The following is a 13,155-nucleotide window of genomic DNA, read 5'->3' as shown; positions in this document are numbered from 1 at the left end:
CCCAATGCGCCTTCTGTTCTGGGTTGCGGTCCTGTTCGGCGGCGCCGTCGGGCTGGCGCTGTTCACGCAGTTCAACCACAGCAATGTGGTGCTGTTCTATCCGCCGTACCGCGTCGAGCTGTCGCTGAACCTGGCGCTGGCCTTGCTGCTGCTGGTGTTCTTCGTGGTCTGGACGGTGATGTCCACCATCCGACATCTGTCCGAAATGCCGCGCCGCGCCGCCGCCTACCGCGAGCGCAGCCGCATGAACAAGGCGCAGGCGGCGCTGCGCGAGTCGATCGAGAACCTGTTCGCCGGCCGCTTCGCCCGCGCCGAGCGCTGCGCGCGCGAGGCCCAGTCCTGGGAAGACCAGGCCCAGACCGCCGCGCTGATCGGCGCGCGCGCCGCGCACCGCATGCAGGAGACCGAGCGGCGCGATGCCTGGATGTCGCAGGTCACCGATCCCGAGCGCGAGCAGGCACGCCTGGTGTCGATGGCCGAACTGCTGGTCGATGCCCGCGACGCCGACGGCGCGCTGGAAACCATCGCCCAGCTGCAGGCCCAGGGCGCGCGCCAGATCCATGTGCAGCGTATCGCGCTGCGCGCGCACCAGCACCTGAAGAACTGGTCCGAAGTGCTGCGCCTTGCGCGCTCGCTGGAGAAGCGCAACGCGCTGCATCCGGTGCTGGCGCTGCGGCTCAAGCAGATGGCGGTCGAGGCCATGCTCGACGAGCGCCGCCACGATGCCGATGCCCTCGGCGAATTCTGGCGCTCGCTGTCCGCCGACGAGCGCCGCGCCACGCGCATCGCCGAGCCCGCCGCGCGCTACTTTGCCGCGCTGGGCCGCCAGAACGAAGCCCGCCGCATCATCGAAGACGCGCTCAAGTTCAACTGGGACAGCCGCCTGGTGCTGCGCTACGCCGACTGCGCGGTGCCCGGCCATGCGCTGCCGCAGATCCAGCAGGCCGAGAAATGGCTGGCCGGGCATCCCGCCGATGCCGACCTCTACTACACGCTGGGCGTGCTGTGCCTGGGCGAGAAGCTGTGGGGCAAGGCCCAGTCCAGCTTCGAGCGCGCGCTGAAGTATGCCGACACCGACCAGCAGCGCCGGCTGCGCGTGCGCACGCACCTGGCGCTGGCGCGGCTGTTCGAGGAAACCGAGCGTTTCGAGGACGCGCAGCGGCACTACCGCGAAAGCGCGATGCTGGCGGCCTGACCGGCGGCCCCGGCGTTCAGTCGTCCGGGTCGGCCTGTTCCATGCCGGCGGCGCTGCGCTTGCCGGCTTCCTTCACCATCCCATAGCGCGCCAGCGTTTCCTTGCGTGCCACGTCGTGCTGCACCAGCGGACGCGGGTAGTCCTCGCCCAGCCGCACGCCGGCATCCGCCAGCACATGGTCGGGGGCGGTCCATGGCGCATGCAGGTACTTGTCCGGCAACGCCGCCAGTTGTGGCAGGTACTTGCGGATAAAGCGCCCCTGCGGGTCAAACTTCTCCGACTGGGTCACCGGGTTGAAGATGCGGAACCACGGCTGCGCATCGCAGCCGGTTGACGCCGCCCATTGCCAGCCGCCGTTGTTGGCGGAAAAATCGAAATCATTGAGCTGGTCGGCAAAGTACTGCTCGCCGCGGTGCCAGTCCACGCCCAGGTCCTTGACCAGGAAACTCGCCGTGACCATGCGCAGCCGGTTGTGCATATAGCCGCTCTGCCGGATCTGCAGCATGGCGGCATCGACCAGCGGATAGCCGGTGGCCGCATCGCACCAGGCACGGAAATAGCGCTCGCCGGTTTCGCCGTCCTGCCAGCGGATCTTGTCGTAGGCCGGGTGGAAGGCAGCGCCGTCGGTCACGCGCGGATGGTGGTGCAGGATCATGAAATAGAAATCGCGCCAGATCAGCTCGGACAGCCACACCGCCGCGCCCGCGCTGTCCGAGCCGCCGCGCAGCACCGCTTCATGCGCGGTGCGTGCCAGCGTGCGGATCGAGATGGTGCCGAAGCGCAGGTGCACCGACAGGTAGCTGGGGCCGCGCAGGGCAGGGTAGTCGCGGCGGCGGCCGTAGTCGCCGATGCGGTCGGTGAACTCCGCGAACAGCGCTTGCGCACCCGCGGCGCCGGTCGGCATGGCGATCTCGGCAAGGTTGCTGGTGCGAAAGCCGAGTTGCTCGAGCGTCGGCAACGGTCTGCGATACGCCGCCGGCACCGGCGCCAGCGCTCGCAGGTACGGGTCGATCGGATACGGCCGCAGGTCGAACGGCTGCACCGTCCGCAGCCAGGCATTCTTGTACGGCGTGAACACCGAGAAGGGCTTGCGCTGGCCGTTGAGGATCTCGTCGCGTTCGAAGATGGCCTGGTCCTTGAACGTGAACAGCAAGCGCGCCTGTGCCGCCAGCGCCTGGCGCACGGTGTCATCGCGTGCGATGGCGGCAGGCTCGTAGTCGTGGTTGGCAAAGACCGCCTGGACGTCCAGTGCTTGCGCCAGCGCGGGAACGGCGTCGACGGCGCGATCGTCAAGCACGATCAGCCCGCCGCCCGCGGCCAGCGCGTGAGTCAGCTCCCGCAATGACCCGAGGATGAATTCGACGCGCCGGTCGGCCTGCAGGCCACGCGCCAGCAGCGGGTCGAGGATGTCGCGGTCGAATACGAAGACACACCACACCCGGGCACAATGCCTGAGGGCATAATGCAGCGCCGCGTGGTCACTGGCGCGCAGGTCGCGCCGGAACCAGACCAGCCCGCGCTCGAAACCCTGCCCGATACGGTAAGGATTGCGGCCCGATGCCGAAGAATCTGCTGGCTGCATGCTCGCTGGCTGGCTAAGTCGAAGGAATGCGCGCAATGATGCCGGGAAATGCGGCAAATGGGCTGTCGCGGCTGATGCGTCGCGCCAATACCCTAACATAGCGGTTCGGCACCGATCTGCCACCCAAACCACGATTACAGCAACAAAGCACATGACACTCGACCGCATTCTCCAATCCCAGGGCTTCGGCACCCGCCGCTACTGCGGCGACCTGGTCGCCGCCGGACTGGTCGAAGTCAACGGCGAGCTGTGCGAGGATCCGCGCGCCCAGTTCGAGGTGGACGGCCTGCGCCTGGCCGTCGACGGCGAGGAATGGATCGCCTGCACCAAGGCCTATCTGATGCTGAACAAGCCCGCCGGCTATGAGTGCTCGCAGCGCCCGCGCCACCATCCCAGCGTCTACAACCTGCTGCCGGTGCCGCTGCGTCAGCGCGAGGTCCAGGCCGTGGGGCGGCTCGACCACGACACCACCGGCCTGCTGCTGCTGACCGATGACGGCCAGTTCATCCACGCCCAGACCTCGCCCAAGCGCAAGGTGCCCAAGGTCTATGAAGTGACGACTGCTGAGCCGGTCACGCCGGAACAGGCCCAGGCACTGGTCACGGGCGTGCAGCTGCTGGACGAACCCGCGCCGATCGCCGCAGAAGCCTGCGAGATCACCGGCGAACGCAGCCTGCGCCTGACCCTGCTGCAGGGCAAGTACCATCAGGTCAAACGCATGGTGGCCGCCGCGGGCAACCACGTCAGCGCCCTGCATCGCAGCGCGCTCGGCAGCCTGCAACTGGATCCGGAACTGGCGGAAGGGGAATGGCGCTGGCTGACGGCGGACGAACTCGCGGCGCTGACCCGCAAGGCATGACCAAAGGGCCGTATCATCGGTCCGCAATTCCCGGCAAGCGGCCCTGCGCGGGCGCCCATTGCTGCACTGCAACGCCCGCCAATCTTTTCCGGAAGACCCCCGGCGATTTGATAAAATGCAAGGCATGGCGAAGCCCGAAGCACCCATCAATCTGACCAATCAGTTCCTGATTGCCATGCCTGGCATGGCCGATCCGACCTTTTCGGGTTCCGTCGTCTATATCTGCGAACACAACGAGCGTGGCGCGCTCGGGCTGGTGATCAACCGGCCCATCGACATCGACATGGCCACGCTGTTCGACAAGATCGACCTCAAGCTTGAAATCCAGCCAGTGGCGCACCAGCCGGTCTACTTCGGCGGCCCGGTGCAGACCGAGCGCGGCTTCGTGCTGCACGACCCGGTCGGCGTCTATGTCTCGTCGCTGGCGGTGCCGGGCGGGCTGGAAATGACCACCTCCAAGGATGTGCTGGAAGCCGTGGCCAACGGCAGCGGCCCGCACCGCTTCCTGCTGACGCTGGGCTATTCCGGCTGGGGTGCCGGCCAGCTGGAAGAAGAACTCAGCCGCAACGGCTGGCTGACCGTCCAGGCCGATCCCGAGATCATCTTCAGCGTGCCGCCCGAAGGGCGCTTTGCCGCGGCCATCGGCCTGCTGGGCGTCGACGTCAACATGCTGTCGGGCGAGGCCGGGCATGCCTGACGCCGTGGGGCGCGAACTGCCCCGCGACGGCACGGTCCTGGCATTCGACTACGGCGAGAAAAAGATCGGCGTCGCGCTGGGCAACTTCATCACGCGCGAGGCGCGTGCGCTGACCATCCTGCCCAATATCACCGTTGAAGGCCGCTTCGAGGCCGTGGGCGCGCTGATCCAGGAATGGAGCCCGGTGCAGCTGATCGTCGGCATGCCGGTCAACCCGGACGGCGAAGAGCAGCCGATGATGCGGCTGGCGCGGCGCTTCGGCAACCAGCTCAACGGGCGCTTCAACCTGCCGGTGGAATGGGTGGACGAGCGCTATTCCTCGCGCGCCGCCTCGATGGCCGGCGCGCGCCGCGGCGAACTCGACGCCGAAGCCGCGCGCATCATCCTGCAACAGTATTTCGACCAATTCCCGCTATGACGCAGATTTCCGCACCCGACGCCGAGTCGCTGTACCGCAAGCTGCTGGACCAGGCCCGTACCCTGATCCCCGACGCCGAGCGTGAACGCTGGTCGGTGGCAGGCATCCATTCCGGCGGCGCATGGATCGCCGCGCGCCTGGCCAGCGACCTGAACCTGCCCGAGCATGGCGTGATCAACGTCGCCTTCCATCGCGACGACTACGCCAAGAAGGGCCTGCACAGCCAGGCCCAGCCGACCACGCTGCCGTTTGCCGTGGAAGACCGCAACATCCTGCTGATCGACGACGTGCTGGCCACCGGCCGCACCATCCGCGCCGCCGTCAACGAACTGTTCGACTACGGCCGTCCGGCGCGCGTTGCGCTGGGCGTGCTGGCCGACCGCGGCGGGCGCCAGCTGCCCATCGCCGCCGACCTGGTGGCCGCCGAGATCGAACTGCCGCGCGGCAAGACGCTGGTGCTGTCGCGCCAGGGCGAGGGCGCCGACGCGCGCTTCGCCTTCGCCACCGAACCTACCGACACTGCCGCCGGCTGAGCCGGCGTTTGCCTGCCAGGCGCTGCATTGCACTGTAGCGCGCCTGGCGCCTGCCACGAGACCAGACCACCCCGTTTTTTGCCCGCGCCCGACCTGCCATGACCAAGACGTTCCGCAACCCGCAGCTCACCAAGAACGGCGAACTGAAGCATTTGCTGTCGATCGAGGGGTTGTCGCGTGACATGATCACGCACATCCTCGATACCGCCAGCCAGTTCGTATCGCTGTCCGACTCAGACCGCGATGTCAAGAAGGTGCCGCTGCTGCGCGGCAAGAGCGTGTTCAACCTGTTCTTCGAGAACTCCACCCGCACCCGCACCACCTTCGAGATCGCGGCCAAGCGGCTGTCGGCGGACGTGCTCAACCTGAACATCAATGCGTCGTCGACCAGCAAGGGCGAGTCGCTGCTCGACACCATCAACAACCTGTCGGCAATGTCCGCCGACATGTTCGTGGTGCGCCATGCCAGTTCGGGCGCGCCCTACCTGATCGCCGAGCACGTCGCGCCGCACGTGCACGTGATCAACGCCGGCGACGGCCGCCATGCGCACCCGACGCAGGGCCTGCTGGATATGTTCACGATCCGGCACTTCAAGAAGGACTTCACCAACCTGACCGTTGCCATCGTCGGCGACATCCTGCACTCGCGCGTGGCGCGTTCGGATATCCACGCGCTGACTACGCTGGGCGTGCCCGAAGTGCGCGCCATCGGCCCGCGCACGCTGCTGCCGTCCGCGCTGGAGCAGATGGGCGTGCGTGTCTTCCACAACATGGAAGAGGGGCTCAAGGGCGTCGACGTGGTCATCATGCTGCGGCTGCAGAACGAGCGCATGAGCGGCGCGCTTCTGCCGTCCGCGCAGGAATACTTCAAGGCGTACGGCCTGACGCCGGAGCGCCTGGCGCTGGCCAGGCCCGATGCCATCGTGATGCACCCGGGCCCGATGAACCGCGGCGTGGAGATCGACTCCGCCGTGGCCGACGGCCCGCAATCGGTGATCCTGAACCAGGTGACCTTCGGCATCGCCGTGCGCATGGCCGTAATGGGCATCGTGGCAGGAAACAACGACTGATGACGATGCGGTATAGCCAAGACCTACCGAACACGCCAAGCGACACGACCGATACGACAAGCCAAGCTATGAAGATTCACATCCAGGGCGGCCGCCTGATCGACCCGGCCAGCAACACCGATGCCGTGCAGGACCTCTACCTCGCCGCCGGCAAGATCGTCGGCGTCGGCAACGCCCCGGCGGACTTCACCGCCAACAAGGTGATCGACGCCAAGGGCCTGATCGTGTGCCCCGGCCTGGTCGACCTGTCCGCGCGCCTGCGCGAGCCCGGCTACGAATACAAGGCCACCCTCGAATCCGAAGTCGCCGCGGCCGCCGCCGGCGGCGTCACCAGCCTCATCTGCCCGCCCGACACCGACCCCGTGCTGGACGAGCCGGGCCTGGTCGAGATGCTCAAGTTCCGCGCCCGTACGCTGAACCAGACCCACGTCTACCCGCTGGGCGCGCTGACACTGGGGCTGAAGGGCGAAGTCCTGACCGAAATGAACCAGCTGACCGAGGCCGGCTGCGTCGGCTTCAGCCAGGCCGAGCAGCCGGTGCGCAACACCCAGGTGCTGCTGCGCGCGCTGCAATATGCGCAGACCTTCGGCTTCACCGTCTGGCTGCGCCCGGAAGACCCGTTCCTGGGCGGCGGCGTCGCCGCCAGCGGCCCGGTGGCGTCGCGCCTCGGCCTGTCCGGCGTATCCGTGATCGCCGAGACCGTGCGGCTGCACACTATCTTCGAACTGATGCGCTCCACCGGCGCCCGCGTGCACCTGTGCCGCCTGTCCTCCGCCGCCGGGCTGGAGCTGGTACGCCAGGCCAAGCGCGAAGGCCTGCCGGTCAGCTGCGACGTCAATATCCACCACGTCTCGCTGACCGACATGGATATCGGCTACTTCAATTCGCAAATGCGCTTCTCGCCGCCGCTGCGCAGCACCCGCGACCGCGACGCCATCGTCGCCGCGCTGGCCGACGGCACCATCGACGCCCTGTGCTCCGACCACACCCCGGTGGACGACGACGAGAAACTGCTGCCCTTCGCCGAAGCCACTCCCGGCGCCACCGGCCTGGAACTGTTGCTGCCGCTGACCCTGCGCTGGGCCGCCGAACACAAGGTCCCGCTGGCACAGGCGCTGGCCCGCATCACCTCCGAGCCCGCGCGCCTGAGTGGCCTGAAGGCCGGCACGCTGGCCGCCGGCGCCCCCGCCGATGTCTGCGTGTTCGATCCGAAGCAGGTCTGGAAGGTCGAGCGCCGCTCGCTCAAGAGCCAGGGCAAGAACACGCCGTGGCTCGGCTACGAGATGGAAGGCAAGGTGCGGATGACGCTGGTCGGCGGCCAGATCGTCTACGGCAACGGCGGCGGCAACGGTAACGGCAACCACGCCAACGCATGATCTGGCTGCGCAAGACCGCGCTGGTGCTGCACCTGCTGCGCGGGCTGCTAACCTGCGCGGTGCTGTTCCCGTGGCTGGGCGCGCGCTCGCGCGCCTGGCACATCCGGCGCTGGTCGCGGCGGTTGCTGCGCATCTGCGGGGTAGAGGTCGAGGTCGTCGATGTCCGCGGCGCGGCCCCGCATGGCGCCGCGCGCCAGGGCGCGCTGGTGGTGTCCAACCATATCTCGTGGCTGGATATCTATGTGATTCATAGCTGGCAGCCGGTACGGTTCGTTGCCAAGTCCGAGATCCGGAGCTGGCCGCTGATCGGCTGGCTGTGTGACAAGACCGGCACCATCTTTATCGAACGCGCGCGCAAGCGCGACGCCCACCGGGTCCTGCATGACATCACCGACGTCATGCTGCAGGGCGACCTCGTCGGCGTGTTCCCCGAGGGGACCACCACCGACGGCACCGGGGTGCTGCCGTTTCACGCCAACCTGATGCAGGCCCCCATCTCCGGCGGCCTGCCGGTGCAGCCGGTCGGACTGAACTACCTGGACGCGGCCACCGGCCAGCCGACGCTGGCGGCCGCCTACATCGACGACACGACGCTGCTGCAGTCACTTAACGCCGTCCTGCGCGCCCCGCGCATCAAGGCGCGGGTGGTCATCGGCCCGCCGCTGGCGGCGGTGTCCGCCGACCGCCGCGAGCTGGCAAACGCCGCCCGGGAGGTCGTGCAGCATCTCGCGCAGGGCGCCGGTGACGAGGCAGTGGCAACGGCCCAGCGCCTGAATCAGCCGGCCCAGCCTGCCGCCGAGCCCGTCGCAGCCGCCGCTGCCATCAGCTAGCGCGATTGCCCTCCCCGCCAAGGCGGGATTGCGCCTCAGGCCAGCGGATCACAATATTGCGGGCAATCGACCTGGACCACGGTCCGCTCGGCCGGATCCGCCGCCATGCGCGCCGCCGTCAGCTTGCCGCCCCAGACGCAGCCGGTATCCAGCGCCATCAGGTCCGGCCGCATCACCAGGCCCAGCGTCGACCAGTGCCCGCAAACCACGGTCACATCCCCGGTGCGCCGTCCCGGCACATCGAACCACGGCATAAAGCCGTCCGGCGCCTTGCCGAGCCCTTCCTTGGTCTTGAAGTCCATCACGCCATCGACGGTGCAATAGCGCAGTCGGGTAAGTGCATTGACCACCACGCGATGTCGTTCGATGCCGCGCAGGCCGTCGTGCCAGCGGTCGGGGGTATTGCCGAAGATGTCGGCGAGGAAGCCTTGCCAGTTGGGGCCCTGGAGTTGGGCTTCGACTTCCTGGGCGAGGTCGATGACCTGGGTGGCGGTCCATTGGGGGAGGACGCCGGCGTGGACTAGGAGGAAGTTGTTTTCCAGCAGGGCCAAGGGGCGGTGGCGGAGCCAACTCAGGAGCTCCTCGCAGTCAGACGCGGCGAGGATGTCGTCCAGAGTGTCCGATTTGCCTCTCTTGCGGACGCCGGCGGCAACGGCAAGGAAGTGGATGTCATGGTTGCCGAGGACAGCTTCGGCCCGGATGCCCATGGCGCGGACAGTGCGCAGCGTTCGCAGTGCGGCGGGTCCGCGGTTGATCAGGTCACCAACGAAGCGCAGCGGTGTTTCGGGATGGACTTGTGCGAGGAGCGTATCGAGGGAAGGGGCACAGCCCTGGAGGTCGCCGACGGCGTAGGGTGATGCTTGGGATGCTTTGCGAGTTGTCATCAAGGTGAGCCGCATCCGCATCCGTTCCGGTACCTGTTACCTGAGGCTACCCAACGAACTGCGGCGATCGTAGGATGGGTTATCGGCAGATAGAATACCGTCCCTTTCAGAGGGGGTGAACGCAGCCCTAGTTTTCTTCTCGAAATTGAGTGCCCGCATGACGGGTTTTTCGACATACATTGGCAGGAGCAAGCCTTGTCGCACATTTTGGTTACAGGCGGCGCAGGTTTCATCGGCGCCAACTTTGTTCTCGACTGGCTGCGTCAGGACGGCGCCGACGGGATCGTCAATGTCGACAAGGTGACCTACGCGGGCAACCGCAAGAGCCTGGCCGCCATTGAAAGCGATCCCCGGCACATCTTTTCGCAAACCGATATCTGCGACAGCGCAGCGATCACCCGCTTGCTGCAGTCCTACCGCCCCCGCGCGGTCCTGCATTTTGCGGCGGAAAGCCACGTCGATCGCTCTATCGACGCGCCGGCCGACTTTGTGCAGACCAACGTGGTGGGCACGCTCACGCTGCTAGAAGCGGTACTCGCCTACTGGCGAGCACAGGATGGCCCCGCCCGGGCCGCATTTCGCTTCCTGCACGTCTCCACCGACGAAGTCTTCGGCTCGCTCGGCCCTGCCGACCCGCCGTTCTCGGAAACCTCGCCCTATCAGCCGAACAGTCCGTATTCCGCCTCGAAGGCGGCATCGGATCATATGGTGCGCGCCTACCATCATACCTACGGGTTACCGGTGATCACGACCAACTGCTCCAATAACTACGGGCCATTCCAACTTCCCGAGAAGCTGATCCCGCTAATGATCACCAGTGCGCTGGCCGGCAAGCCGCTGCCTGTCTATGGCGATGGCCTCAACGTGCGCGACTGGCTCTATGTCGGCGACCACTGCGCGGCCATCCGCGAGGTGCTGGCATACGGCCGCCCCGGCGAAACCTACAACGTCGGCGGCTGGAACGAGAAGACCAACCTGGAGGTCGTGCATACGCTTTGCGACATGCTGGACGCACTGAAGCCAAAGGCCTCCGGTTCGTACCGAGACCAGATCGCGTTCGTCAAGGACCGCCCCGGCCACGACCGGCGCTACGCCATCGACGCCAGCAAGCTGGCACGGGAACTGGGATGGAAGCCGGCCGAGACCTTCGAATCTGGCCTGCTCAAGACCGTGCAGTGGTACCTGCACAACCAGGACTGGGTGCAGGACGTGCTGTCCGGCGAATACCGCCACTGGGTGGCGAAGCAATATGCCGCATAGCATGGAAACCCCCACGCTTCTCGTCACTGGCAGCAACGGGCAGGTCGGCTTCGAACTGCGACGCAGCCTGGCGCCGCTTGGCCATGTCGTGGCGCTCGATCGATCCACGTGCGACTTTGCCGACCCCGACCAGGTCCGCCGCGCGCTGCGCACATACCGTCCCGACGTGATCGTCAATGCCGCCGCCTATACCGCGGTCGACAAGGCGGAAGCCGAGCCCGCGCTTGCCTTTGCCGTCAATGCCAGGGCAGTGGAGGTGCTCGCCGAAGAAGCTCGCGCCATGGGGTCGCTGCTGGTTCACTATTCCACTGACTATGTGTTCGACGGCCGCAAGGACAGTCCCTATGTGGAAAGCGACCCCGTCAATCCGCGCTCGGTATATGGCAAGAGCAAGCTGGCCGGCGAAGCGGCGATCGCGACGGCAGGCATTCCTGCCCTGATTCTGCGCACGTCCTGGGTGGCGGGGGCGCACGGCAGTAATTTCGCCAAGACCATTCTGCGCCTTGCGCGCGAGTGCGGCAGTTTGAGGGTGGTGGCCGACCAGCATGGCGCGCCGACATCCGCCGCGCTGATCGCCGACGCAACGGCCCAGATCATTGCGCGCCACTGGCTGTATGGCAACCGAGTTGACTTTGCGGCGGGCATCTACCACCTGGCTGCTGCCGGCGAGACCACCTGGCATGCCTATGCGAAGGAAGTCCTGCGCCATGCGGCGGCACGGGGTGTCGCCCTGAGGGCCGGGCCCGACGATATCGAAGGCATTGCCGCGGCCGAGTACGCCGCCGCAGCGCCACGGCCGTCAAACTCCCGGCTAGATACGGCAAAGGCGCGCCAGACTTTTGGCATTCACCTTCCTCCATGGGAGGAAGGGGTGCGCCATCTGCTGGACCAGATCCTTGCTGAGCGAGACTTCCATGCGTAAAGGCATCATCCTCGCCGGGGGTTCCGGCACCCGGCTCTACCCGATTACGCGGTCGGTATCGAAACAGCTGCTGCCGGTGTACGACAAGCCGATGGTCTACTATCCGCTGTCCACCCTGATGCTGGCCGGCATCCGCGACATCCTGGTCATCTCCACGCCGCAGGACACGTCGCGCTTCGCCGAGATGCTGGGCGACGGCAGCGCCTGGGGCATCAACCTTCAATATGCCGTGCAGCCATCGCCCGACGGGCTGGCGCAGGCCTTCATCATCGGCAAGGATTTCATCGGCAATCATCCGTCGACGCTGATCCTCGGCGATAACATCTTCTACGGCCACGATCTCGTGGCCCAGCTCAGGCGCTCCGCCACGCAGACCGATGGCGCCACGATATTCGCCTACCATGTACAGGATCCCGAGCGCTATGGCGTGGTGGAATTCGACAAGGACTTCCGCGCCGTGTCGCTGGAAGAAAAGCCGCGCAAGCCGCGCTCCAACTATGCGGTGACCGGTCTCTATTTCTATGACAATCAGGTCTGCGACATCGCCGCCGGGATCCTGCCATCGGCGAGGGGCGAGCTGGAGATCACCGACGTGAACAATCACTATCTGCAGGCCAGCCAGCTCGATGTCGAGATCATGGGCCGCGGCTATGCCTGGCTCGATACCGGCACGCATGAATCATTGCTGGAAGCGGCAAGCTTCATTGCTACGCTACAGAACCGGCAAGGCCTGATGGTGGCTTGCCCGGAAGAAATCGCTTACCGCAGTCAGTGGATCACCGCCGACAAAGTTGCCGAGCTTGCCGGATCGTTGGGCAACAACAGCTACGGCAAGTACCTGAGGCAAATCATTGCGGATCCGGTCAAATGAAACTCACCGCCACGCCCACCGCGCTGCCCGAAGTGCTGGTCATCGAGCCGCAGGTGTTCAGCGATTCGCGCGGCTTCTTCATGGAAAGCTTCAACGCGCGGGCGTTCGAGCAGGCGACTGGCATCCGGCGCACCTTTGTCCAGGACAACCATTCCAGCTCCGTGCGCAATGTCCTGCGGGGCTTGCACTTTCAGGTTCGGCATCCGCAAGGTAAATTGCTGCGGGTAATCGCGGGAGAAGTGTTCGACGTCGCGGTGGATGTCCGCACCGAGTCACCTTCCTTCGGCCAATGGGTGGGTGTGACGCTCTCGGCCGCAAACAAGAAGCAACTTTGGATACCGGAAGGCTTCGCGCACGGATTTCTGGTCTTGTCCGAGCTGGCCGAAGTCCTCTATAAAGCGACTGACTACTGGTACCCTGAGCACGAGCGCACGCTGTTGTGGAGTGATCCGTCGGTTGGTGTGCGCTGGCCCTTACAAGGTAATCCGGTCCTTACAGCGAAGGATGCGGCGGCCAAGTTGCTGGCCGAAGTAGCTTTCGAAGTTATACGACCTCAGTAGCTCGCTTGTACAGAGGATCGCAGACACACGGGTCAGGAACGGCTATTGCTCTGTCCTTACCGCATGCGGCGATTCTGTAAGTGCGTGTATCGGGCTGC

General features: G+C 66.1%; 14 protein-coding genes. 12 read left to right on the top strand and 2 right to left on the bottom strand.

All coding sequences use genetic code 11. The features are described 5' to 3' along the window. Window positions 1-4: 4 nt before the first annotated feature. Window positions 5-1,195, top strand: a complete 1,191-nt coding sequence (locus E0W60_RS23715; RefSeq protein ID WP_135705770.1) for a heme biosynthesis protein HemY — start codon at window positions 5-7, stop codon at window positions 1,193-1,195. Between the two features lie 16 nt (window positions 1,196-1,211). Here the strand turns inward: E0W60_RS23715 and E0W60_RS23710 are convergent, their stop codons facing one another. After that, complete coding sequence (locus E0W60_RS23710) at window positions 1,212-2,777, bottom strand: cryptochrome/photolyase family protein (protein WP_135705769.1); 1,566 nt, start codon at window positions 2,775-2,777, stop codon at window positions 1,212-1,214. Between the two features lie 151 nt (window positions 2,778-2,928). On the opposite strand from E0W60_RS23710, the gene E0W60_RS23705 reads away from it, so the two are divergent. The 7 genes from E0W60_RS23705 to E0W60_RS23675 all read left to right on the top strand — a co-directional run bounded on the left by E0W60_RS23705 (window position 2,929) and on the right by E0W60_RS23675 (window position 8,560). Next, window positions 2,929-3,636 carry a 16S rRNA pseudouridine(516) synthase gene (locus tag E0W60_RS23705; protein WP_135705767.1) on the top strand — a complete coding sequence of 236 codons (708 nt, stop codon included), beginning with the start codon at window positions 2,929-2,931 and terminating at the stop codon, window positions 3,634-3,636. A gap of 124 nt (window positions 3,637-3,760) precedes the next feature. Next, the gene (locus E0W60_RS23700) at window positions 3,761-4,333 is read left to right on the top strand and encodes a YqgE/AlgH family protein (RefSeq protein WP_041681585.1); all 573 of its coding nucleotides are present in this window, start codon (window positions 3,761-3,763) and stop codon (window positions 4,331-4,333) included. Continuing rightward, window positions 4,326-4,751 carry a Holliday junction resolvase RuvX gene (gene ruvX / locus E0W60_RS23695; protein WP_133092474.1) on the top strand — a complete coding sequence of 142 codons (426 nt, stop codon included), beginning with the start codon at window positions 4,326-4,328 and terminating at the stop codon, window positions 4,749-4,751. The genes E0W60_RS23700 and ruvX overlap by 8 nt, the downstream gene beginning before the upstream one ends. Further along, on the top strand, window positions 4,748-5,284 hold the full coding sequence (gene pyrR / locus E0W60_RS23690; RefSeq protein ID WP_135705766.1) for a bifunctional pyr operon transcriptional regulator/uracil phosphoribosyltransferase PyrR: 537 nt from the start codon (window positions 4,748-4,750) through the stop codon (window positions 5,282-5,284). Before ruvX ends, pyrR begins: the two co-directional genes overlap by 4 nt. A gap of 98 nt (window positions 5,285-5,382) precedes the next feature. Next, window positions 5,383-6,354 carry an aspartate carbamoyltransferase catalytic subunit gene (locus tag E0W60_RS23685; RefSeq protein WP_135705764.1) on the top strand — a complete coding sequence of 324 codons (972 nt, stop codon included), beginning with the start codon at window positions 5,383-5,385 and terminating at the stop codon, window positions 6,352-6,354. A 68-nt stretch (window positions 6,355-6,422) separates the two neighbouring features. After that, window positions 6,423-7,730: a dihydroorotase gene (locus E0W60_RS23680; protein WP_135705763.1), complete on the top strand. Its 1,308-nt coding sequence runs from the start codon at window positions 6,423-6,425 to the stop codon at window positions 7,728-7,730. Beyond that, the gene (locus E0W60_RS23675) at window positions 7,727-8,560 is read left to right on the top strand and encodes a lysophospholipid acyltransferase family protein (RefSeq protein WP_135705761.1); all 834 of its coding nucleotides are present in this window, start codon (window positions 7,727-7,729) and stop codon (window positions 8,558-8,560) included. Before E0W60_RS23680 ends, E0W60_RS23675 begins: the two co-directional genes overlap by 4 nt. A 35-nt stretch (window positions 8,561-8,595) precedes the next feature. On the opposite strand, the gene E0W60_RS23670 is transcribed toward E0W60_RS23675, so the two are convergent. Continuing rightward, a complete protein-coding gene (locus E0W60_RS23670; RefSeq protein WP_135705759.1) occupies window positions 8,596-9,444 on the bottom strand; it encodes a symmetrical bis(5'-nucleosyl)-tetraphosphatase in 849 nt (282 codons plus the stop codon). A 195-nt stretch (window positions 9,445-9,639) separates the two neighbouring features. Between E0W60_RS23670 and rfbB the strand changes: the two genes are divergently transcribed. The 4 genes from rfbB to rfbC are packed head-to-tail and all read left to right on the top strand — an operon-like array spanning window position 9,640 to window position 13,057. Next, complete coding sequence (gene rfbB, locus E0W60_RS23665; protein ID WP_135705757.1) at window positions 9,640-10,704, top strand: dTDP-glucose 4,6-dehydratase; 1,065 nt, start codon at window positions 9,640-9,642, stop codon at window positions 10,702-10,704. After that, window positions 10,694-11,626, top strand: a complete 933-nt coding sequence (rfbD, locus tag E0W60_RS23660) for a dTDP-4-dehydrorhamnose reductase (RefSeq protein WP_135705755.1) — start codon at window positions 10,694-10,696, stop codon at window positions 11,624-11,626. Before rfbB ends, rfbD begins: the two co-directional genes overlap by 11 nt. After that, entirely contained in the window at window positions 11,619-12,497 is an 879-nt protein-coding gene (gene rfbA, locus E0W60_RS23655) for a glucose-1-phosphate thymidylyltransferase RfbA (protein WP_135705753.1), read from the top strand. Before rfbD ends, rfbA begins: the two co-directional genes overlap by 8 nt. Beyond that, window positions 12,494-13,057 carry a dTDP-4-dehydrorhamnose 3,5-epimerase gene (gene rfbC / locus E0W60_RS23650; RefSeq protein ID WP_135705752.1) on the top strand — a complete coding sequence of 188 codons (564 nt, stop codon included), beginning with the start codon at window positions 12,494-12,496 and terminating at the stop codon, window positions 13,055-13,057. The genes rfbA and rfbC overlap by 4 nt, the downstream gene beginning before the upstream one ends. Window positions 13,058-13,155 lie beyond the last annotated feature (98 nt).

The organism is Cupriavidus oxalaticus (genome assembly GCF_004768545.1).
GTDB lineage: Bacteria > Pseudomonadota > Gammaproteobacteria > Burkholderiales > Burkholderiaceae > Cupriavidus > Cupriavidus oxalaticus_A.
The sequence above is the reverse complement of the archived record's forward strand: the minus strand, read 5'-3'. Positions and strand labels throughout refer to the sequence as shown.